17 protein-coding genes and 1 pseudogene are annotated in these 19576 nt (G+C 71.8%); 10 read left to right on the top strand and 8 right to left on the bottom strand.

Annotated elements, in window-relative coordinates:
• Positions 1-112: 112 nt before the first annotated feature.
• The 5 genes from ACFCZF_RS08710 to galU form a co-directional block, all read right to left on the bottom strand.
• On the bottom strand, positions 113-721 hold the full coding sequence (locus tag ACFCZF_RS08710) for a GNAT family N-acetyltransferase (RefSeq protein ID WP_375909785.1): 609 nt from the start codon (positions 719-721) through the stop codon (positions 113-115).
• A gap of 23 nt (positions 722-744) precedes the next feature.
• Positions 745-1284 (bottom strand): molybdenum cofactor biosynthesis protein B, encoded by a 540-nt coding sequence (locus tag ACFCZF_RS08715; RefSeq protein WP_376671045.1) that lies wholly within the window; start codon positions 1282-1284, stop codon positions 745-747.
• Positions 1281-1802, bottom strand: coding sequence for a cyclic pyranopterin monophosphate synthase MoaC (gene moaC, locus ACFCZF_RS08720; RefSeq protein WP_345632714.1), 522 nt, complete (start codon positions 1800-1802; stop codon positions 1281-1283). The genes ACFCZF_RS08715 and moaC overlap by 4 nt, the downstream gene beginning before the upstream one ends.
• 86 nt (positions 1803-1888) lie before the next feature.
• Entirely contained in the window at positions 1889-3238 is a 1350-nt protein-coding gene (gene glp / locus ACFCZF_RS08725; RefSeq protein ID WP_376671046.1) for a gephyrin-like molybdotransferase Glp, read from the bottom strand.
• Positions 3239-3243: 5 nt separating this feature from the next.
• Positions 3244-4170 carry a UTP--glucose-1-phosphate uridylyltransferase GalU gene (gene galU, locus ACFCZF_RS08730; RefSeq protein WP_375909757.1) on the bottom strand — a complete coding sequence of 309 codons (927 nt, stop codon included), beginning with the start codon at positions 4168-4170 and terminating at the stop codon, positions 3244-3246.
• Between the two features lie 93 nt (positions 4171-4263).
• Here galU and ACFCZF_RS08735 point away from each other — a divergent pair, with 93 nt between their 5' ends.
• Positions 4264-4878, top strand: coding sequence for a 5-formyltetrahydrofolate cyclo-ligase (locus tag ACFCZF_RS08735; protein WP_376671047.1), 615 nt, complete (start codon positions 4264-4266; stop codon positions 4876-4878).
• Between the two features lie 77 nt (positions 4879-4955).
• On the opposite strand, the gene ACFCZF_RS08740 is transcribed toward ACFCZF_RS08735, so the two are convergent.
• A complete protein-coding gene (locus ACFCZF_RS08740; RefSeq protein ID WP_376671048.1) occupies positions 4956-7799 on the bottom strand; it encodes a penicillin acylase family protein in 2844 nt (947 codons plus the stop codon).
• Between the two features lie 276 nt (positions 7800-8075).
• Between ACFCZF_RS08740 and ACFCZF_RS08745 the strand changes: the two genes are divergently transcribed.
• The 6 genes from ACFCZF_RS08745 (at position 8076) to mscL (ending at position 14203) form a co-directional block, all read left to right on the top strand.
• Positions 8076-9638, top strand: a complete 1563-nt coding sequence (locus ACFCZF_RS08745; RefSeq protein ID WP_376671049.1) for a potassium/proton antiporter — start codon at positions 8076-8078, stop codon at positions 9636-9638.
• 372 nt (positions 9639-10010) lie between these two features.
• Complete coding sequence (locus tag ACFCZF_RS08750) at positions 10011-11333, top strand: MFS transporter (protein WP_376671050.1); 1323 nt, start codon at positions 10011-10013, stop codon at positions 11331-11333.
• 200 nt (positions 11334-11533) lie between these two features.
• Positions 11534-11875, top strand: coding sequence for an FmdB family zinc ribbon protein (locus ACFCZF_RS08755; protein ID WP_376671051.1), 342 nt, complete (start codon positions 11534-11536; stop codon positions 11873-11875).
• Between the two features lie 83 nt (positions 11876-11958).
• The gene (locus ACFCZF_RS08760) at positions 11959-12801 is read left to right on the top strand and encodes an S-methyl-5'-thioadenosine phosphorylase (RefSeq protein WP_376671052.1); all 843 of its coding nucleotides are present in this window, start codon (positions 11959-11961) and stop codon (positions 12799-12801) included.
• Between the two features lie 163 nt (positions 12802-12964).
• On the top strand, positions 12965-13591 hold the full coding sequence (locus ACFCZF_RS08765) for a hypothetical protein (RefSeq protein WP_376671053.1): 627 nt from the start codon (positions 12965-12967) through the stop codon (positions 13589-13591).
• Between the two features lie 141 nt (positions 13592-13732).
• A complete protein-coding gene (mscL, locus tag ACFCZF_RS08770) occupies positions 13733-14203 on the top strand; it encodes a large conductance mechanosensitive channel protein MscL (RefSeq protein ID WP_376671054.1) in 471 nt (156 codons plus the stop codon).
• Between the two features lie 52 nt (positions 14204-14255).
• Here mscL and ACFCZF_RS08775 read toward each other — a convergent pair whose 3' ends face one another.
• Entirely contained in the window at positions 14256-14432 is a 177-nt protein-coding gene (locus ACFCZF_RS08775; protein WP_376671055.1) for a hypothetical protein, read from the bottom strand.
• 73 nt (positions 14433-14505) lie between these two features.
• Here ACFCZF_RS08775 and ACFCZF_RS08780 point away from each other — a divergent pair.
• From ACFCZF_RS08780 to ACFCZF_RS08790, 3 genes and pseudogenes are all read left to right on the top strand, one after another.
• Positions 14506-14976, top strand: a pseudogene (locus tag ACFCZF_RS08780) (low temperature requirement protein A); the annotation flags it as partial.
• A 120-nt stretch (positions 14977-15096) separates the two neighbouring features.
• Positions 15097-16140, top strand: a complete 1044-nt coding sequence (locus ACFCZF_RS08785; protein ID WP_376671056.1) for a P1 family peptidase — start codon at positions 15097-15099, stop codon at positions 16138-16140.
• A 275-nt stretch (positions 16141-16415) separates the two neighbouring features.
• Positions 16416-17162, top strand: a complete 747-nt coding sequence (locus tag ACFCZF_RS08790) for a DUF6227 family protein (protein WP_376671057.1) — start codon at positions 16416-16418, stop codon at positions 17160-17162.
• A gap of 157 nt (positions 17163-17319) precedes the next feature.
• Here ACFCZF_RS08790 and ACFCZF_RS08795 read toward each other — a convergent pair whose 3' ends face one another.
• Positions 17320-19434, bottom strand: coding sequence for a fructose-specific PTS transporter subunit EIIC (locus tag ACFCZF_RS08795; protein ID WP_376671058.1), 2115 nt, complete (start codon positions 19432-19434; stop codon positions 17320-17322).
• Positions 19435-19576 lie beyond the last annotated feature (142 nt).

Here is a 19576-nt window from a genome sequence, read left to right on the forward strand (position 1 = left end):
TATTTCGAACTTTTTTTGTGACCGATGCGATCAGCCGACTACCAGAGTCGCGAAATTATCCGTTTCGGACGGTCGCACTCAGGTGTCACACGGGCCAATTTCGAACGTTTATTCAATTACCGGTCTTCCGCGTACTCCGGTCCCGTGACCGGTGCCAGCGCCGCAGCAGCCCCTCCGGGACCTCTTCCGCGGTGAGCGCGAAGACGAGATGGTCGCGCCAGGCTCCGTCGATGTGGAGATAACGCGGCCGGAGGCCCTCCTCGCGGAATCCGAGTTTCTCCACGACCCGGCGACTGGGCGCGTTCTCGGGGCGAATACAGACCTCGACGCGATGCAGTCCGACGGTGCGGAAACAGTGGTCCGTCACCATCGCCACGGCGGTCGGCATCACCCCGCGGCCGGCCACCGACTCGTCCACCCAGTAGCCGACGTGTCCGGAGCACATCGAGCCCCAGGTGATGCCGGCCACCGTCAACTGCCCGACCAGCCGCCCCTGGTACTCGATGACGAACGGCAGCATCCTGCCCGCGTGGGCCTCGGAGCGGAGGTGCCGCACCATCTGGCGGTAGGTGGGCCGGTGCGTGAGCGGGCCGCCGGGCGTCGGCGGCGGGATCGTCGCCTCCCACGGTCGCAGCCAGTCGCGGTTGCGCCGGTTGACCTCCCGCCAGGCCCGCTGGTCGCGCAGCCTTATCGGCCTGAGGACGATGTCGCCGTCCACCAGCTCCGCGGGCCAGGATGGGCTGTTCAGTTCGCACCCCCACCACTGGCGGGTTTGGGGTGGTCGCCGCCGCGGAGCTGGTCCACGGCGTGCGTCAGCAGCGGCTCCAGCACGGCGAGGCCGTCCTTCACCCCGCCGGAGGAACCCGGCAGGTTGACGATCAGCGTGCCGCCCGCCACTCCGGCCAGGCCCCGGGAGAGCACCGCGGTCGGCACCTTGTCCCGGCCGTACGCCCGGACGGCCTCCGCGATGCCGGGGACCTCGTAGTCGATCACCGCCCGCGTCGCCTCGGGGGTGCGGTCGGTGGGCGAGATGCCGGTGCCGCCGGTGGTGACGATCACGTCGTAGCCCGCCTCGGCGCCCGCGCGCAGGGCGGCCTCGACGGGGTCGCCGTCGGGGACGACCCGGGGGCCGTCGACGGCGAAGCCGAAGCGGCGCAGGCCCTCGGCGATCAGCGGCCCGCCCTTGTCCTCGTAGACCCCGGCGGCGGCCCGGTTGGAGGCGGTGACCACGAGGGCGCTGTACGGCGCGAGGAGGGCGCCTCCGCTCGGTCCGTCCAGTGTCATGCCCGGCTCCAGTCGCCCGACTTGCCGCCCGTCTTCTCCTCCACGCGCACGTCCGTGATGACCGCTCCCTTGTCGACCGCCTTGACCATGTCGATCACGGTGAGCGCGGCGACGGAGACCGCGGTGAGCGCCTCCATCTCGACACCCGTGCGGTCCGTCGTGCGCACCGTGGCGGTGATCTCCACGGCGTCGTCCGCGACCGACAGGTCCAGTTTCACACCGGAGACCGACAACGGGTGGCACAAGGGGATCAGGTCCGGGGTGCGTTTGGCGCCCATGATGCCCGCGATGCGCGCGGTGGCGAGGGCGTCGCCCTTGGGGACCCCCTCGCCGCGCAGCAGCTCGACCACACGGGGCGCGACGAGGACGCGTCCGCTCGCGCGCGCGGTGCGTGCGGTCACTTCCTTGGCGGACACGTCGACCATCCGGGCGGCGCCCGCCTCGTCGATGTGCGTCAGCCGGTCCTGCGGGTCGTGCGCGTCCTGGCCGTGGTGCGGGGGTCGGTCCTGCGTACTCATGCTCGTGTGGCGCTCCCGGTCCGGGCCCGGCGCGGTGCGGCGCGTGGGCCTGCTGTGCGCGACACGGTACCGCCAAGCGGGCGGGGTCAGCCGAGCAGGACCACCTCGACATCGGCGCCGGGCTCGACGGACTCGGCGCCCTCGGGGACGACGATCAGCGCGTCGGCGTGCGCGAGGGCGGCCACCAGGTGGGAGCCCGAGCCGCCGACCGGGGTGACCGAGCCGTCGGCGTAGCTGCCGCGCAGGAACTGCCGGCGCCCCTTCGGCGAGGTCAGCGCCTTCTCCGTGGCCAGAGACGCGGTGGTCGTCGGGCGGTGGACGTCGGCGAGGCCCATGAGGGTGCGGATCGCGGGGCGGACGAACAGCTCGAAGGAGACGTACGACGACACCGGGTTGCCGGGCAGGGCGAGCAGCGGGGTGTGGTCGGGGCCGATGGAGCCGAAGCCCTGGGGCTTGCCGGGCTGCATGGCGAGCTTGCGGAAGTCCACTCCGCTGCCCGGCTCGTCCTCGTCGGCGACGTGTGCCAGCGCCTCCTTGACGACGTCGTACGCCCCGACGCTCACCCCGCCGGTGGTGACCATCAGGTCGGCGCGGACCAGCTGGTCCTCGATGGTGGACCGCAGGGTCTCGGCGTCGTCGGCGACGGCGCCCACGCGGTAGGCGATGGCGCCGGCGCCGCGGGCGGCCGCGGTGAGGGCGAAGCTGTTGGAGTCGTAGATCTGACCGTGGGCCAGTTCCTCGTCGGGCTGGACGAGTTCGCTGCCGGTGGAGAGCACCACCACGCGGGGGCGCGGGTGGACGCGGACCCTGCCCCGGCCGATCGCGGCGAGCAGCGCGATCTGCGGCGGGCCGAGGACCGTGCCGGCCTCCAGGGCGCGGTCGCCGGACCTGACGTCGCTGCCCTTCGCGCGGACGTGCGCGCGTGCCTCGGCCGGGCGGTACACGTGGACCTGGCCCTCGGCGCCCTCGGGGGCGAGGCTGCGGGCGCGCATTTGGGCCACCGGGCCCTCACCGAGCCCGCCGTCGGTCCACTCGACGGGGACGACGGTCTCGGCGCCGGGCGGGAGCGGGGCGCCCGTCATGATGCGGGCGGCCTGGCCGGGGCCCACGGACGGCGGGTCGGCCCGGCCGGCGGCGACGTCCCCGACGACCACCAGGGCGGCGGGGAACTCCTCGCTCGCGCCCGCGACATCGGCGACCCGCACCGCGTACCCGTCCATGGAGCTGTTGTCGAACGGCGGCAGGGAGAGCGGCACCGTGATGTCGTCGACCAGGACGCAGCCCTGGGCGTCGAGCAGGTTCAGCTCGATGGGTTCCAGGGGGCGGACGGTGGCGAGGATGTCGTCCAGGTGGTCCTGCACCGACCACAGCCGGTCCGGACCGAAGTCCGCGGGGGCGTGGTCGTGGCCGGTGTCACGGTGCGCTGCGCTGCTCAACGTCCCTACATCTCCTCGGCTACGTAACTGCGAAGCCAGGTCCGGAAGTCCGGGCCCAGGTCTTCACGTTCGCACGCGAGTCTGACAATGGCACGCAGATAGTCGCCCCGGTCACCGGTGTCATAGCGGCGGCCCTTGAAGACGACGCCGTGCACCGGGCCGCCGGCCTTTCCCTCGGCGGTAGCCGCTGTTGTATGCGTCTCGGCGAGCTGCTGGAGGGCGTCGGTCAGCTGGATCTCGCCGCCGCGGCCGGGTTCGGTCTTGCGGAGTATGTCGAAGATGTGCGGGTCGAGCACGTAGCGGCCGATGATGGCGTAGTTGGAGGGCGCGTCGGCCGGGTCGGGCTTCTCGACCAGTCCGCCGACCTTGACGACGTCGCCGTCCTCGGTGCTCTCCACGGCCGCGCAGCCGTAGAGGTGGATCTGCTCGGGCGCGACCTCCATGAGGGCGATGACGCTGCCGCCGTACTGCTCCTGGACCTCGATCATGCGCTGCAGCAGCGGGTCGCGCGGGTCGATCAGGTCGTCGCCGAGCAGGACCGCGAAGGGCTCGTTGCCGACGTGCGGGGCGGCGCACAGGACGGCGTGGCCGAGGCCCTTGGGGTCGCCCTGGCGGACGTAGTGCATCATCGCGAGGTCGCTGGACTCCTGGACCTTGGCCAGCCGGCCCGCGTCGCCCTTCTTCTGGAGGGCGGACTCCAGTTCGTAGTTGCGGTCGAAGTGGTCCTCCAGAGGGCGCTTGTTGCGGCCCGTGACCATGAGGACGTCGCCGAGGCCCGCGGCCACGGCCTCTTCGACCACGTACTGGATCGCCGGCTTGTCGACGACCGGCAGCATCTCCTTTGGAGTGGCCTTGGTGGCCGGCAGGAACCGGGTACCGAGACCGGCTGCTGGGATGACAGCCTTGCTGATCCTGGGGTGGGACTGAGTCATGCGCGCCACCATATCCGGTGCCAATAGGGAGAATCTGTGACTCCGGATGGCTGGCGCTCATATGAGCACATTAGAGCGGTACGGGAGCGACCATTGAGTCACATCGGACCTACTGCCCAACCTGACAAGCGGACGTTGCGGCGGGAGTTCCTCACGGTGAGGAACGGGTTGACGGCGGATGACGTGCGGGAAGCCGCGGAGTCACTGGCCGCACGGGCGCTCGCGATGCCGGAGGTGGCGCGGGCGCACGCCGTGGCGGCATACGTCTCCGTGGGCGCCGAACCGGGCACCCTCGCGCTCCTGGACGCGCTGCGCGCGCGGGGGGTGCGCGTCCTGCTGCCGGCGCTGCTGCCGGACAACGACCTGGACTGGGGCGAGTACGCCGGGGTGGACTCCCTGACGCTCGTGCGGCACGGCGGGCGGATGGCCCTGTCCGAGCCCGCCGGCGAGCGCCTGGGGCCGGACTCGGTCACGGAGGCCGACGTCGTACTGCTGCCCGGCCTGGCGGTCGACGGGCGCGGCATGCGGCTGGGGCGCGGCGGCGGGTCGTACGACCGGGTCCTGGCGCGGCTGGACCGGGCGGGCGCGCGTCCGGCGCTGCTGGTCCTGCTGTACGACTCCGAGGTCGTCGCGCAGGTCCCCGCCGAGCCCCACGACCGGCCGGTGGACGCGGTGGTGACGCCGTCGGGAGTGCGCAGGTTCACGTGAACGCGAAGGCGGACCCCACGCGCGCGTGGGGTCCGCCTCGGGGTGTCAGCCGGTGGCTACGGTTTGAGCACCGGTGGCTACGGTTTGAGCACCAGTGTGTCGCTCGTACTCGCGTCGACCGCCTTTTTCGAGAAGGCCCACGGCAGCAGCTCTCCGTCCGCCCACTTCTCCGTCTGGTCCGTGTAGTGGGCGCTGTAGGCGTGTCCGGAGGCGCCGGTGAGGTTGATCCACCGCGACTTGTCGAGGTCGCCGAGGTTGACCACCATCCGCATGGACGGCACCCACACCACCCCGTAGCCGCCGGCCGCGTTCCAGCCGGAGGCGTTGACCGCCGCCTCGCCGCCACTGAGCTTCCACGGGCCGCGGTTGAGGGCGTACTTCAGGAAGCCGGGGCCCTCGGTGCCCAGAGTCTGGTTCTTCAGGAACAGGCGGTGCAGGCGGCCCCAGTTCCAGGTGTCGATGTCCTTGCCGAGCTTGGCGGTCAGCTCCCAGCGGGCGTCGATCATGGCGCGCTTGAAGAGGTCGTCGCGGTTGTGGTCGGCGCCCTTGCGGGTGCCGTTGGCCGGCGTCGTCCACCAGTCGCTCTTCGGCTTCTCCATCAGCTGGCGCACGACCTCGAACCAGCGGTCGCCGCCATCCGGCTGCGCCTGGTCGGTGTCGCGCTGGCCGCACTCGCGGACCTTGTTGGTCTCGTCCGCGGGGCCGGTGGTGTTGACCGGGTCGACCCACAGGCACTGGCCCTCGACCCGCAGCTCCTTGGGCAGCTTGTTGCCGAAGGCGAGCTTGAGGACGTTGCGCCACACGGCGTTGAAGTAGGCGGCGGCCGCCGAGTCGGCGTCCTGGGTGTAGTCCCAGCCCTCCAGCAGCTTCTGCGCCTCGCGGACGTCCTTGTCCCCGACGTCGATCTTCAGCAGCTGGGGGACGAGCAACTTGGCCATCTCGCTGCTGTTGTCCAGCTGCATCTGGCGCATGTCGTCGGTGGAGATCTTGCCGCCGTCCTTGATCTTCTGCTCGATCAGGGAGGTGATCCGCTGGCTGCGGGTGCCGTAGCCCCAGTCCGTGGTCAGCGTGTACGGGTACTCGTCGGCGTCGACGACGGCCTGGTTGGCGGTCACGATGTAGCCGCGTTCCGGGTCGTACTCGTACGGCAGCTCGTCCGGGTCGATGTACTCGCCGGTCCAGCGGTACTTGGAGGTCCAGCCCGGTGCCGGGACCGAACCGTCGTGGTCCTCGGCGCGCACCGGGATCTTGCCGGGCAGCGTGTAGCCGATGTGGTCCTCGTCGGCGTAGACGAGGTTCTGCGAGGGCACGTCGAACAGGGCGGCGGCCTCGCGGAAGGAGTCCCAGTCCTTCGCCCTGTCCATCGCGAAGACGGCGTCCATGGTGGTGCCGGCGTCCAGCGCGGTCCAGCGCAGCGCGACGCCGTAGCCGTCGCCCCGGTCGGGGGCGGCGGTGTCGACGGTGGCCTTCTTGCCGACCTTCACCAGCTCGTCGTCGCGGTCGGAGAGCAGGGGGCCGTTGTTGGTCTCGCGGACGACGATCTTCTTGGACTCGCCGCCGGCGACCTTGATGGTCTCCTCGCGCGTCTCGAAGGGGACCACCTTGCCGTCGTACTGGTAGCCGTTGCCGGTGATCTTCTCCAGGTAGAGGTCGGTGACGTCGACGCCGGAGTTGGTCAGGCCCCAGGCGATGTCCTGGTTGTGGCCGATGACCACGCCGGGCATGCCCGCGAAGGTGTAACCGGCGACGTCGTACTGGCACTTCGCGGAGACGTTGCGGCAGTGCAGGCCCATCTGGTACCAGACGGACGGCAGCGACGGCGACAGGTGCGGGTCGTTGGCCAGCAGCGGCTTGCCGGTGATGGTGTGCTCGCCGGAGACGACCCAGGAGTTGGAGCCGATGCCGTTGCCGTTCACGCCGACGGCGGTGGGCAGGTCGTCCAGGACGTTCTGGAGCCCGGCCAGTTGGCCCTGCAGGGCGTTGCCCGTGCCGGTGCCGGTGCCGGTGCCGGCACCGATGCCATTGCCCGTACCTGTACCCGCCCCGGTGCCCGTACCCGCCCCGGTGCCCGTACCCGTCCCGGTGCCCGTGCCGGTCCCGGACGAGGAGTCGTCGCCGCCGCCGGACGTGCCGCCCCCGTCGAACGTCTCGGTGAGCTCGTCGTACTGGCCCTCCTGGACGATCGCCTTGTTCCGGTCGTACGGGTACGCCGGATACAGGTCGGCGATCTGCTTGGGACCGAGGCGGCTGGTCATCAGGGCGCGGTCGACCTCGTCCTGCATGTTGCCGCGCAGGTCCCAGGCCATGGCCTTCAGCCAGGCCACCGAGTCGACCGGCGTCCACTCCTGGGGCTTGTAGTCGTTGGTGAAGCCGAGGGCGGCGTACTCCAGGGAGATGTCCTTGCCGTCCTTGCCCTCCAGGTAGGAGTTGACGCCCTTGGCGTACGCCTGGAGGTACTTCTTGGTGGAGTCCGACAGCTTCTCGTCGTACTCCTTCTTCGCCACCCGGTGCCAGCCCAGGGTGCGCAGGAACTCGTCGTTGTCGACCTGGCCCTTGCCGAACATCTCCGACAAGCGCCCGGAGGTCATGTGGCGGCGCACGTCCATCTCGTAGAACCGGTCCTGCGCCTGGACGTAGCCCTGCGCCATGAACAGGTCCTCGTCGGAGGAGGCGTAGATCTGCGGGATGCCGTAGCCGTCGCGCTTGACGTCCACCGGCCCCGACAGGCCCTCCAGCGTGATCGAGCCCTTGGTCTGCGGGAAGGACGCGCGGACGGTGCTGATGGACCAGTACGCCCCGTAGGCGAGGCCGCCGATGATGGCCAGGACCAGCACGAGGACGAGCAGGCGCGCCTTGCGCCCCTTCTTCCTGCCGGACTTGCCGGGCTGCTGACCCGTGGAGGCGGTGTTGGTGGGGGGCATCGCTGTCCTTGCTGTCCTAACACGAGCGGCAGGGGCGGGCTGTGCTTTGTACTGAACGCTGGAGCAACTGTAGGCGCAGGGCCCACGCCCCCTTGACGCGGAGTCGGGTACCGGGACGCACGGGCGTTCGATCTTGCCAAGCCGAGCGTCAAGAAATCGTCAAGAGTTAGGTAAGGTAACGAAGTAGTTGTCCGCAGAGCACTGCGGTCTCGTGTGCCATGGGGGTGTACTTTCGCGCACCGCGCGGGAGCACTCGTCCGTGCTGTGATCCGCACCGTGGTCCGTGTCGCGATCCGTGCTGTGCGCCAGGGAAGGGAACGGCCGCTGACTGTCCACCACCTCAACCAGCTCCTGCTCGTCTGCTCGCTCGTCCTGCTCATCGCCGTGGCGGCGGTCCGGATCTCCTCGCGCAGCGGGCTCCCCAGCCTGCTCGTCTACCTGGCGATCGGCGTCGCCATGGGCCAGGACGGCATCGGCGACATCCAGTTCGACAACGCCGAACTGGTCCAGGTCATCGGGTACGCCGCCCTGGTCGTGATCCTGGCCGAGGGCGGTCTCGGCACGAAGTGGAAGGAGGCGAAACCGGCCCTGCCGGCCGCCTCCGCGATGGCACTCGCCGGGGTCGCGGTCAGCGTCGGCGTGACCGCGGCGGGCGCGCACTACCTGACCGGGCTGGAGTGGCGGCAGGCGCTGATCGTCGGGGCGGTGGTGTCCTCCACGGACGCGGCGGCCGTCTTCTCGGTGCTGCGCCGGATCCCGCTGCCCTCGCGGATAACGGGCATCCTGGAGGCCGAGTCGGGCTTCAACGACGCCCCGGTGGTCATCCTGGTGGTCGCCTTCTCCACGGCCGGCCCGATCGAGCACTGGTACGTGCTGCTGGGCGAGATCGCCCTGGAGCTGACCATCGGCGCGGCCATCGGACTCGCGGTCGGCTGGCTGGGGTCGTTGGGGCTGAGGCACGTGGCGCTGCCCGCCTCCGGCCTCTACCCCATCGCCGTCATGTCGATCGCCGTCGCGGCCTACGCCGCCGGCGCCATGGCCCACGGCAGCGGCTTCCTGGCCGTCTACCTCGCCTCGATGGTCATGGGCAACGCCCGGCTGCCGCACTGGCCCGCCACCCGCGGGTTCGCCGACGGGCTCGGCTGGCTCGCCCAGATCGGCATGTTCGTACTGCTCGGCCTGCTGGTCACCCCGCACGAGCTGGGCGACGACATCCTGCCCGCCCTGGTCATCGGACTGGTGCTCACCATGGTGGCGCGCCCGCTGAGCGTCGTGCTGTGCCTGGTGCCGTTCCGGGTGCCGTGGCAGGAGCAGGCCCTGATGTCCTGGGCCGGGCTGCGCGGCGCGGTGCCCATCATCCTGGCGACGATCCCCATGGTGGAGGGCGTCGCGGGCAGCCGCCGGATCTTCAACATCGTCTTCGTCCTGGTCGTCGTCTACACGCTGATCCAGGGACCGACCCTGCCGTGGCTGGCCCGCAAGCTGCGCCTGGGCAAGGGGGACGAGGCCGCCGACCTCGGCATCGAGTCGGCGCCCCTGGAACGGCTGCGCGGGCATCTGCTGTCCGTCACGATCCCCGAGGGTTCGAAGATGCACGGCGTCGAGGTCAGCGAGCTGCGGCTGCCGACCGGGGCAGCCGTCACGCTGGTCGTCCGCGACGGGAAGTCGTTCGTACCGCTGCCCACGACGGGACTGCGGCGCGGGGACGAACTTCTCGTGGTCGCCACCGACCCCGTCCGGGACGCCGCCGAGGCGCGGCTGCGCGCGGTCGGCCACGGCGGCAAGCTGGCCGGCTGGCTGGGCACCGGAGACACCGGCGGCAATCACCGGCGAGCGTGAGAGGCGAGCGCAGGTGGGCGGCAAGGGCAGGTGTGCGGCAGGCCGGTGGGCGGCAAGGGCCGGTGTGCGGCGAGCGCAGGCGGTGCGCGGCGAGCGCAAGCGCAAGCGTGAGGCAATCGCAGGCGTGAAGGAGAGGAGTGCGCGCTTTCACAGGTTGCGCCCCTCTTGACCCCTGTACGATGAAGGCGGCACCTGATCGAACCAACTCTGCCTGACGCAGAGCTGGCGCGACCGTATGGCGGCCGGCACGCCCCCTCCCCAACCGGGCTCCGGCATCTACCGCAGTCCGCGCAAGAGGACAGCTCTCGGCGCTCCCGCACGGCGACAGCCGCGAGGCGGACCGCGCTACCAGGCGGCAGAAAGGCACGGGCCGTGGCATCCACGGTCACCCCGTCGAAGAAGTCGCCGGAGGGGAAGCGGAACGCCGCGACCGACTCCGCACGCCCCGGATACGGACAGCTGCTGCGCACCCGCGGCGCCTGGACGTTCCTGCTTCCCGGCTTCGCGGCACGCCAGCCCTTCGCCATGCTGACGCTCTCCATCGTGCTGCTCGTGCAGCACACCACCGGCTCCTACGGCGTCGCGGGCGCCGTCGCGGCCGTCACCGGCGTCGCCATGGCCGTGTTCGCCCCCTACACCGGCCGGCTCGCGGACCGCTACGGACAGCGCGCCGTCCTGCTCCCCGGCGTGCTCGTGCACGCGGCGTCCGGTCTGATCCTGACCGCCCTCGCGCTCGCGGACGCGCCCCTGTGGGCGCTGTTCGTGGCGGCCGTGCCCACCGGTGCCTCGGTGCCACAGGTAGGACCCATGGTGCGCGCCCGCTGGGGCGTGAAGCTCAAGGGCTCCCCCCTGATGGGCACGGCGGCCGCCTTCGAGTCCGTCACGGACGAGCTGACCTTCGTCCTCGGCCCGCTGATCGCCACCGCCCTGTGCACGACCGTCGACCCGGCCGCGGGCCTGGTCACGGAGGCGGCGCTCACCCTGGTGGGCGGTCTGCTGTTCGCCGCCCAGAAGAGCACCCAGCCGACGGTCGGCCGCGCCGACGGCGACCACGCGCGCGCGGAGCACGTTCCGGCGCTGCGCATCCCCGGGGTGCGCGTCCTGATCGTGGTCTTCCTGGGCATCGGCTCCGTCTTCGGCGGCATGCAGGTCTCGCTGGCCGCGTTCACCGAGTCGATCGGCGAGCCCGGGCTGAACGGCGTCCTGTACGGGATCTTCGCCGCGGGCAACATGCTCTCCGGCCTGGCCTGCGGCGCCATCGCCTGGAAGGTCGCCCCGCAGCGGCGCCTCCTGGTCGGGTACGCCGCCCTCGCGCTGACCGCGTCCGGGCTGTGGGCCGCGCACTCGGTGCTCGTGCTGGCCGGCCTCGGTCTGCTCGTCGGCATGTGCATCGCGCCCGCCCTCATCACCGGCTACACGCTGGTCGAGGGGCTGGTCCCGGCCGGCGCCCGCACCGAGGCCTTCACCTGGCTGACCGGCGCCGTGGCACTCGGCCAGGCGGCGGCCGTGACCGTCTCCGGGCAGTTGGAGGACCGCCTCTGGGGCGGTGCCGGGTTCCTGGTGCCGATGGGCGGCACGGTGCTCGCGCTGGCGACGCTGGTGGCGCTGCGGTCGCGGCTGGCGCCGCCGCGCGTGGCCAGAGTGGTCACGCGCGGCGCAGGCCATCGCGAACCTGCCGCGATCGGTGAGATGTGACGTGAGAATGAGATCCACGGAATACGTCACTGTGACTCCGTCGCCAACGCGACTTCTCACTTGGGCAATTGCCCTCATGACGGTCAAGCCCTGACCGCTGTCCGTGGACAGGTGATGTACGTTACTTCATTCGCTTGCCGCACGGGTTACTATTGACGACTGTTAGCACTCATCGAGTGAGAGTGCCAGGAGGAAGACAAGTGCCGACGTACCAGTACCAGTGCACCGAGTGCGGCGAGGGCCTCGAGGCGGTGCAGAAGTTCACCGACGACGCCCTCACCGAGTGCCCGAACTGCCAGGGCCGCCTGAAGAAGGTGTTCTCGGCGGTCGGCATCGTCTTCAAGGGCTCCGGCTTCTACCGCAACGACAGCCGCGGCAGCTCGTCCAGCAGCTCGACGGCGTCGAAGTCCTCGACGTCCTCGTCGTCCTCTTCTTCGTCGACGTCCTCGGACTCCGGTTCGTCGTCGGGCTCGGGGTCGTCGTCGAGCTCGGGGTCGTCGTCCAGCTCCGGCAGCTCCTCCTCCAGCACCACCGCCGCGTAAGGCACATCAGGACTTCTTACGGGACCCTGTCGTCGTCCGACGACGGGGTCCTCGGCGTTTTCCGGGGCGGTTAGGGTGCGGGCATGGCGAACAAGGTGAATGCCGAGATCGGCGTGATCGGCGGCTCCGGTTTCTACTCGTTCCTCGACGACGTGACCGAGGTCGAGGTGGAGACCCCGTACGGTCCGCCCAGCGACTCCCTCTTCCTCGGCGAGGTCGCCGGCCGGCGGGTCGCCTTCCTCCCCCGGCACGGGCGCGGCCACCATCTGCCGCCGCACCGGATCAACTACCGGGCCAACCTGTGGGCACTGCGCTCGGTCGGCGCGCGCCAGGTCCTCGGCCCGTGCGCGGTCGGCGGCCTGCGCCCCGAGTACGGGCCGGGCACGCTGCTGGTGCCGGACCAGTTCGTCGACCGTACGAAGTCCCGCCCGTCGACGTACTTCGACGGGCTGCCGATGCCCGACGGCACGGTGCCCAACGTGGTGCACGTGTCGCTGGCCGACCCGTACTGCTCCACCGGACGGGCCGCCGCGCTGAAGGCGGCCCGGGGGCGGGACTGGGAGCCGGTGGACGGCGGCACCCTGGTCGTGGTCGAGGGGCCGCGCTTCGGGACCCGCGCGGAGTCCTTGTGGCACCGGGCGCAAGGCTGGTCGGTGGTGGGCATGACCGGCCACCCCGAGGCGGCGCTCGCCCGTGAACTGGAGCTCTGCTACACCTCGCTGACCCTCGTCACCGACCTCGACGCCGGCGCGGAGAGCGGCGAGGGCGTCTCGCACGAGGAGGTGCTGCGGGTGTTCGCGGCGAACGTGGACCGGCTGCGGGGCGTCCTGTTCGACGCGGTGGCCGCGCTGCCGGCGACCGGGGAGCGGGACTGCCGGTGCGGGGCGGCGCTGGGCGGGATGGATCCGGGGATCGCGCTGCCGTAGGGCAGGCGGTGGCCTGGGGCCGGTGAGGTTTGGGGGCCGGAACGTCCCGTTCAGGTGAGGGAGTTGTCCACAACCGGCCCGGGACACACGGGCTCCGGCGGGCGACGGCGAGAAGCCTCATCGTGGGAGCGCAAGCCGATCCCTCGTCGTCTCCTCGTCACAGGTGGTGGTCACCGTGTCCCGTTCCACCGTTCCCTCCCCGCTACCGCTACCGCTACCACTCCCGCTCGGCACCGACGCGCCGCCCACGTGCGAGGTACCGCACTTCGCCCCGGTCCGGGTGCGCGGTGGAGGTCATCTGCTGCACCGGCTCGTACGCCACCGGCGGCGCGCCGTGGCCGCCGGGCTCGCCGTCACCGCCGCGGCGCTGGTCGCGGCGGGCCCGCACCCGGGCGTCGACGCACAGGACACCCAACGGGCACGCGGGCACCCGGTGACGGAGCCGGAGAGGCAGACGGAGCCGGAGAGGGAGAGGGCGAGGGCGAGGGCGAGGGAGGCGGCAGGTAGTCGGCACGGCGCGCGACTCGTGACGGCCCCGGTGCGGATCGCCGACGCGGCCACGGTGCGGCTGCTCGGTCCTGGCGACCGGGTCGACGTCGTCGCGGCCGGGGACGGCGGCGCGGACGACGCCTCCGTGATCGCGCGCGGAGCGCTGGTGGCGGAGGTGCCCGAGCCCATGGACGGGACCGCGGCCGGCGGGGCACTGGTGGTGGTCTCGGTGCCGCGCGCCACCGCGCACCGGTTGGTCGGCGCGAGCGCCTTGTCGCGGCTGGCGGTGACGCTGTGCTGAGCCCGTCAAGTCGCTCGTTCGAAGGACCTGATTGGACAGGATGGCACAGCGCTGACGTAGGTTGCGGAGCGTTTTGTTCCACACCCTGTTCGTGCGAGATCCGTTCGCACGAGACCTGTGCACACGAGGAGAGCCCCCGAGGTGAGCGAGAAGAACGAGCCGAGCGTCTGGCAGGGTTTCAAGGCCTTCCTGATGCGCGGAAACGTCGTCGACCTGGCGGTGGCGGTGGTCATCGGCGCCGCCTTCACCAACATCGTCAACTCGGTGGTGAAGGGGGTCATCAACCCCCTGATCGGAGCCTTCGGCACCAAGAGCCTGGACAGCTACAGCTCCTGCCTCAAGGGTCCGTGCACCGGTACCGGCGACACCGCCACGGGCGTGCGAATCCTCTGGGGGGCGGTGCTGGGAGCCACCCTCACCTTCCTGATCACCGCGGCCGTCGTCTACTTCCTGATGGTCCTGCCCATGGCGAAGTACCTCGCGCGGCAGGAGGCCCGCCGCAAGGCGAAGGAGAGCACGCAGGAGATCGTGGAGGTCTCCGAGCTGGAGGTGCTCAAGGAGATCCGGGACGCGCTGGTCGCGCAGCGCGGTTCCGGTCACGACCGCCCGTAGAACCGCCCACGGCGGGAGGAGGGGCCCGGCGGCGTGCGGATACCCGCACGGCTCACAGGTGGTGGGGCGGCTTCTCGTCGAGGAAGCGCTTCAGGTCGGCCGCGCTGTCGCCCTCGGGCCGCTCGCCCCATCCCCGGTCGGTGTCGTCCGAGGTCTGCTGGTCCAGCGGGTCGTCGAAGACCAGCGCGGGCCGGGGCGCGCGGGGCTCGGGTTCGGGGCCGGTGCTCATGGCTCCAGGGTACGGCCCCTCCGGTGCCGTCCGGGGGCGCGTCCGCGCCGTCTCTGCTGTGCTGGGAGCCATGATGTCCAGCCCTCCCCCCGCGAGCGCGTCCTCCGGCCCGCCCCGCGTTCGGCCGCCGGTGCGCCGGCTCGCGGCCCGCGGCCGGCACGAGGCGCACCGTGCCGCCACGCCGCTGGAGCTCTTCTTCGACCTGTGCTTCGTCGTCGCGGTCGCCCAGGCGGGCGTCCAGCTGGTGCACTCCGTCGCCGAGGGCCACGCCGGCGAAGGCGTCCTCAACTACGCGATGGTCTTCTTCGCCATCTGGTGGGCGTGGATGAACTTCACCTGGTTCGCCTCGGCCTACGACAACGACGACGTGCCCTACCGGATCGTCACCCTGGTGCAGATCGCCGGTGTGCTCGTCCTCGCGGCCGGGGTCTCGCGGGCCTTCGAGGACCACGACTGGACCGCCGTCGTCCTCGGCTACGTGATCATGCGGGTGGCCATGTCGGCGCAGTGGCTCAGGGCGCCCCCCCGTAGGCCCCCAGCGGATCTCCAAGTAGGCCCCCGGGCGTCCCCCTTATGCCGCACTGCCCCCTGATGCCCCCGGTGCCCCCCCCTGATGTTCCCCGGTACCGCCGCCAGGCGCCGGTGCCTGGACGAGACTGGCGGCATGACAGTTGACGCATTGACGGATGTGGCCGGTCTGCTGGTGGGGCACGCGACGCGCACCGGCGACGGGTGGCTCACGGGCACGACGGTGGTACTCGCGCCGGAGGGAGGGGCGGTCGCCGCCGTGGACGTGCGCGGAGGAGGCCCCGGCACCAAGGAGACGGACGCGCTCGATCCGCGCAACCTGGTGCAGAAGGTCCAGGCGGTGGTGCTGACCGGCGGCAGCGCGTACGGGCTCGACGCGGCGTCCGGGGTGATGGCCTGGCTGGAGGAGCGGGGACGCGGGGTGCGCGTCGGCCCGGACCCCGCGCACGTGGTGCCGGTGGTGCCCGCGGCGTGCGTCTTCGACCTGGGGCGCGGGGGCGACTTCCGGGCCAGGCCGGACGCGGCCACCGGACGGGCGGCGGCCGAGGCGGCCCAGGCGAGCGCGCCGGGCGCGGGGGTGACCGAGGGATCTGTCGGGGCGGGCACGGGAGCTGTGGTCGGCACACTGAAGGGCGGTATCGGCACCGCGAGCACCGTGCTGGACTCGGGGATCACGGTGGCGGCGCTGGTGGTGGCCAACGCGGCGGGGTCGGTGACGGATCCGGAAACGGGGGTGCTGTACGGGGAGTTGTTCCGGGGCGGACGGGTGGAGTACCCGGCGCCGGGCGTCCACGAGGCGGCGGGGCGTCGTCTGGCCGAGGTCGCGGCGAGGAACGCGCCGCCCCCGCTGAACACCACGCTCGCCGTGGTCGCCACCGACGCGGACCTGTCCAAGGCCCAGGCGCAGAAGCTGGCCGGCACGGCGCACGACGGCATCGCGCGCGCCGTGCGGCCGGTGCACCTGCTCAGCGACGGAGACACGGTGTTCACGTTGGCGACCGGGGAGCGTCCGCTCGACGCGGGGCAGCCGCTCGCGCTGAACGAGGTGCTGGCGGCGGGCGCGGACATGGTGACGCGCGCGATCGTGCGCGCCGTCCTGGCCGCCGAGCCGGTGGACGGGCCGGGCGGGGCGTGGCCGTCGTACGGGGAGCTCTACGGGAGGCCTTCCAGGGCGGGTTGACCGGATCCGAGCGCAGGGTTGCGGGACGTCCAGGGCGGGCAGGGTGACACCCCCGCCAAGTGGTTCTACGACAGTTCGCTCATCGGGGACGTCGTGATCGTCGCGAACAGGCCTCTGAACAGCGGATTTTGACGTTTCGTCGGGTCGCGCGGGAACTTTTCGCGCGGTCCGCGCGTTTTTCGGGCGTACGTTTTCTCGGTTCCCGGACATGATGTCCGACCGAGGGGCTACGGTATGCACCCACAAGGTGACATGCAGCAACGCCGGGAGAAACCTTGAGCGTTCCGTACGAGACGGCAGCGTACGAACCACCCGAGTCGCCCGAGTCTCCGGAGGAGCACCTCATGCGACTGCTCGGTCGCGCACTGAACTCGTTCGAGCTGCCCGACGAGACGATTCGGCAATTGGACTGCGCGCTGGCGCACGACGGTTCCCTGCACTCCGCGCACCACAGCGCGGGGCTGCACCGCGAGACGTACCGGCACACCTGGCTGCTCGCCGACGGCTCGTCGGTCACGCTCTGGGAGCTCGTCCACAACACCGCCCCGGGCAGTGAACCGCAGCACGAGGTGTACGTCGACGAGGAGGAGCTGCGCACCGCCACCGCGCGGCTGGCGCTGCCGCCGGACACACCGGACTTCGAGCTGCCGGTGCAGGTGCAGTTGTCCCCGGTCCCCGCCCCGCGGCACTCCTACGTCCCCGACGCCTCGGCGGACCACGCCCGCCGGTTGCTGCGCCGCGCGGAGAACCCGGACCGGCCCGGCGCCGACGTCGCCGCGCTGCTGGCGACGGCGTCCGCGCACCAGATCACCCAGGCGTTCGGCGGCCCCGGCCGCGCGGGCCGCGCCCGGATCGGCTTCTCGCTCTACGAGCACGCGTTCCTGCTGCGGGACGGCGCGGAGGTCTCCCTCTGGGAGGTCGAGCACACGGCCACACCCGACGGGCGGCACATGTGCGAGGTGTACGACAGCGAGGACACCGCCCGCCGCGCGATGGAACTGCGCGCGGCGCAGGTCTCCTGACAGATCTCTGGCAGGATCTCCCAGCGGGCCCGCTGGCGGGCCTGTCGGCATGCCTTCCAGAGGCCCTTGCAGAGGCCTTCCAGGAGTGCGGTACGAACACCGCCGGGCCGGGTCCCTCTCGGAACCCGGCCCGTGAAGCGTCGACGAAGACCGTCCCTTACGCGGCCACCGGCTGCTTCGCCCCCGGCGTCGAGGCCGACGGGTCCGCGCCGCCGGGACCCTGGGCCGCCGCTCCGGACGCCGGCTTGCGCAGGCCCTTGAGGACGATGACCAGGGCCGTGGTGACGCAGACGCCCGCCGCGATGGCGACCAGGTAGAGCAGCGGGTTGCCGATCAGCGGGACCACGAAGATGCCGCCGTGCGGGGCGCGCAGCGTGGCGCCGAAGGCCATCGAGAGGGCGCCGGTGACCGCGCCGCCCACCATCGAGGACGGGATGACCCGCAGCGGGTCGGCCGCCGCGAACGGGATAGCGCCCTCGGAGATGAAGGAGGCGCCCAGCACCCAGGCGGCCTTGCCGTTCTCGCGCTCGGCGGCGTTGAAGAGCCTGCCGCGCACGGTCGTGGCCAGGGCCATCGCCAGCGGCGGGACCATGCCGGCCGCCATGACCGCGGCCATGATCTTCATCGCCGAGTCGCTCGGGTCGGAGACCGCGATGCCGGCGGTGGCGAAGGCGTAGGCGACCTTGTTGACCGGGCCGCCGAGGTCGAAGCACATCATCAGGCCGAGCAGGGCGCCGAGCAGGATCGCGTTGGCTCCGGACAGGTCGCTCAGCCAGTCGGTCATCGCCTTCTGCGCGGACGCGATGGGCTTGCCGATCACCACGAACATCAGGAACCCGACGACCGCCGAGGAGATCAGCGGGATCACCACCACGGGCATGATGCCGCGCAGGGCCGCCGGGATGCGTATCCGCTGGATCGCCATCACCACGGCACCGGAGATCAGACCGGCCGCCAGGCCGCCGAGGAACCCGGCGTTGATGGTCAGCGCGATCGAGCCGCCGACGAAGCCGGGGACCAGGCCCGGCCGGTCGGCCATGCCGTAGGCGATGTACCCGGCCAGCACCGGGACGAGGAAGGCGAAGGCCACGCCGCCGATCTGGAACAGCAGCGCCGCCCAGCTGTCCGCCTGGGACCACACGAAGTGATCCATCACCGACGGCGCCTTGTTGATCTCGTAGCCGCCGATCGCGAAGCCCAGGGCGATCAGCAGACCGCCCGCGGCGACGAACGGGACCATGTAGCTGACGCCGGACATCAGCCAGACGCGCAGCTTCGTCCCGTATCCCTCACCGGACCCGCCGCCGCGCTCGACGGGCGACGCGCCGGAGGAACCGGCGCCGCCGCCCGCACCGGTCGCCGTGACCTCGCCGCGGGCCGCCTTGCCGCGGACCTCGCCGATCAGCTCGCCGGGCCGGTTGATGGCCGCCTTGACGCCGGTGTCGACGGTGGGCTTCCCGGCGAACCGGTCCTTCTCCCGCACCGGCACGTCGTGGGCGAAGATCACGCCGTCCGCCGCCTCGATCACCGCCGGGTCGAGCCGGGTGAAGCCGGCCGAGCCCTGGGTCTCGACGGCGACCTCGACGCCCGCCTCGCGGCCCGCGTTCTCCAGCGACTCGGCCGCCATGTAGGTGTGCGCGATGCCGGTGGGGCAAGAGGTGACGGCGACGACACGGAAGGGACGCTCGGGTTCGCCGGTCTGCTCGTCGGGGGTGCCCATGGCGGCCTCGGCGGAGGCCGCCGCCGAGACCGCCACGGAGTCTCCGGTGCCAGCGGTCCCAGCGGTCCCGGCGGTCCCGGCGGTCCCGGCGGCCTCCGTGGCCGCCACCGGCTCCTCCCCGCGGATCAGCGCCGCGGCGGCCGTCGCGTCGCCCACCGACCGCAGCGCGGTGGTGAACTCGGCGTTCATCAGCTGCCGGGCCAGGGCGGAGAGGATCGTCAGGTGGGCGTCGTCGGCGCCCGCCGGAGCGGCGATCAGGAAGATCAGGTCGGCCGGGCCGTCCGCCGCCCCGAAGTCGACGCCGGCCGCGCTGCGACCGAAGGCGAGCGTCGGCTCGGTGACATGCTCGCTGCGGCAGTGCGGGATGCCGATGCCGCCGTCGAGGCCGGTCGGCATCTGCGCCTCACGGGCGGCCACGTCGGCGAGGAAGCCGTCCAGGTCGGTCACCCGGCCCTGGGCCACCATCCGCTCGGCGAGGGCGCGCGCCGCCACTTCCTTGGTGTCGGCGGACAGGTCGAGGTCGACCAGATCCGCGGTGATCATGTCGCTCATCGCGGGCTCCTTAGCTCGCGTATCGCCCGGAACGTGGGGTGGTGGGCGGGGGCGGGGAGGGGGACGGGGCGGGGAGGGGGGACGGGGGCACTGCGGTGGGGGCGGGGGTCCGGGCCACCGGGGTCCGGGACGGGGTGGGGGT

The organism is Streptomyces sp. NPDC056296 (assembly GCF_042268605.1).
Taxonomy (GTDB): Bacteria; Actinomycetota; Actinomycetes; order Streptomycetales; family Streptomycetaceae; genus Streptomyces.

Bases quoted from the DNA above. Each gene is read 5' to 3' on its own strand.
- ACFCZF_RS08775 (WP_376671055.1), bottom strand. From the start codon at position 14,432: ATGAGCACCGGCCCCGAACCCGAGCCCCGCGCGCCCCGGCCCGCGCTG.
- ACFCZF_RS08795 (WP_376671058.1), bottom strand. From the start codon at position 19,434: ATGAGCGACATGATCACCGCGGATCTGGTCGACCTCGACCTGTCCGCC.
- ACFCZF_RS08740 (WP_376671048.1), bottom strand. From the start codon at position 7,799: ATGCCCCCCACCAACACCGCCTCCACGGGTCAGCAGCCCGGCAAGTCC.
- galU (WP_375909757.1), bottom strand. From the start codon at position 4,170: ATGACTCAGTCCCACCCCAGGATCAGCAAGGCTGTCATCCCAGCAGCC.
- ACFCZF_RS08715 (WP_376671045.1), bottom strand. From the start codon at position 1,284: ATGACACTGGACGGACCGAGCGGAGGCGCCCTCCTCGCGCCGTACAGC.
- ACFCZF_RS08760 (WP_376671052.1), top strand. From the start codon at position 11,959: ATGGCGAACAAGGTGAATGCCGAGATCGGCGTGATCGGCGGCTCCGGT.
- ACFCZF_RS08785 (WP_376671056.1), top strand. From the start codon at position 15,097: ATGACAGTTGACGCATTGACGGATGTGGCCGGTCTGCTGGTGGGGCAC.
- moaC (WP_345632714.1), bottom strand. From the start codon at position 1,802: ATGAGTACGCAGGACCGACCCCCGCACCACGGCCAGGACGCGCACGAC.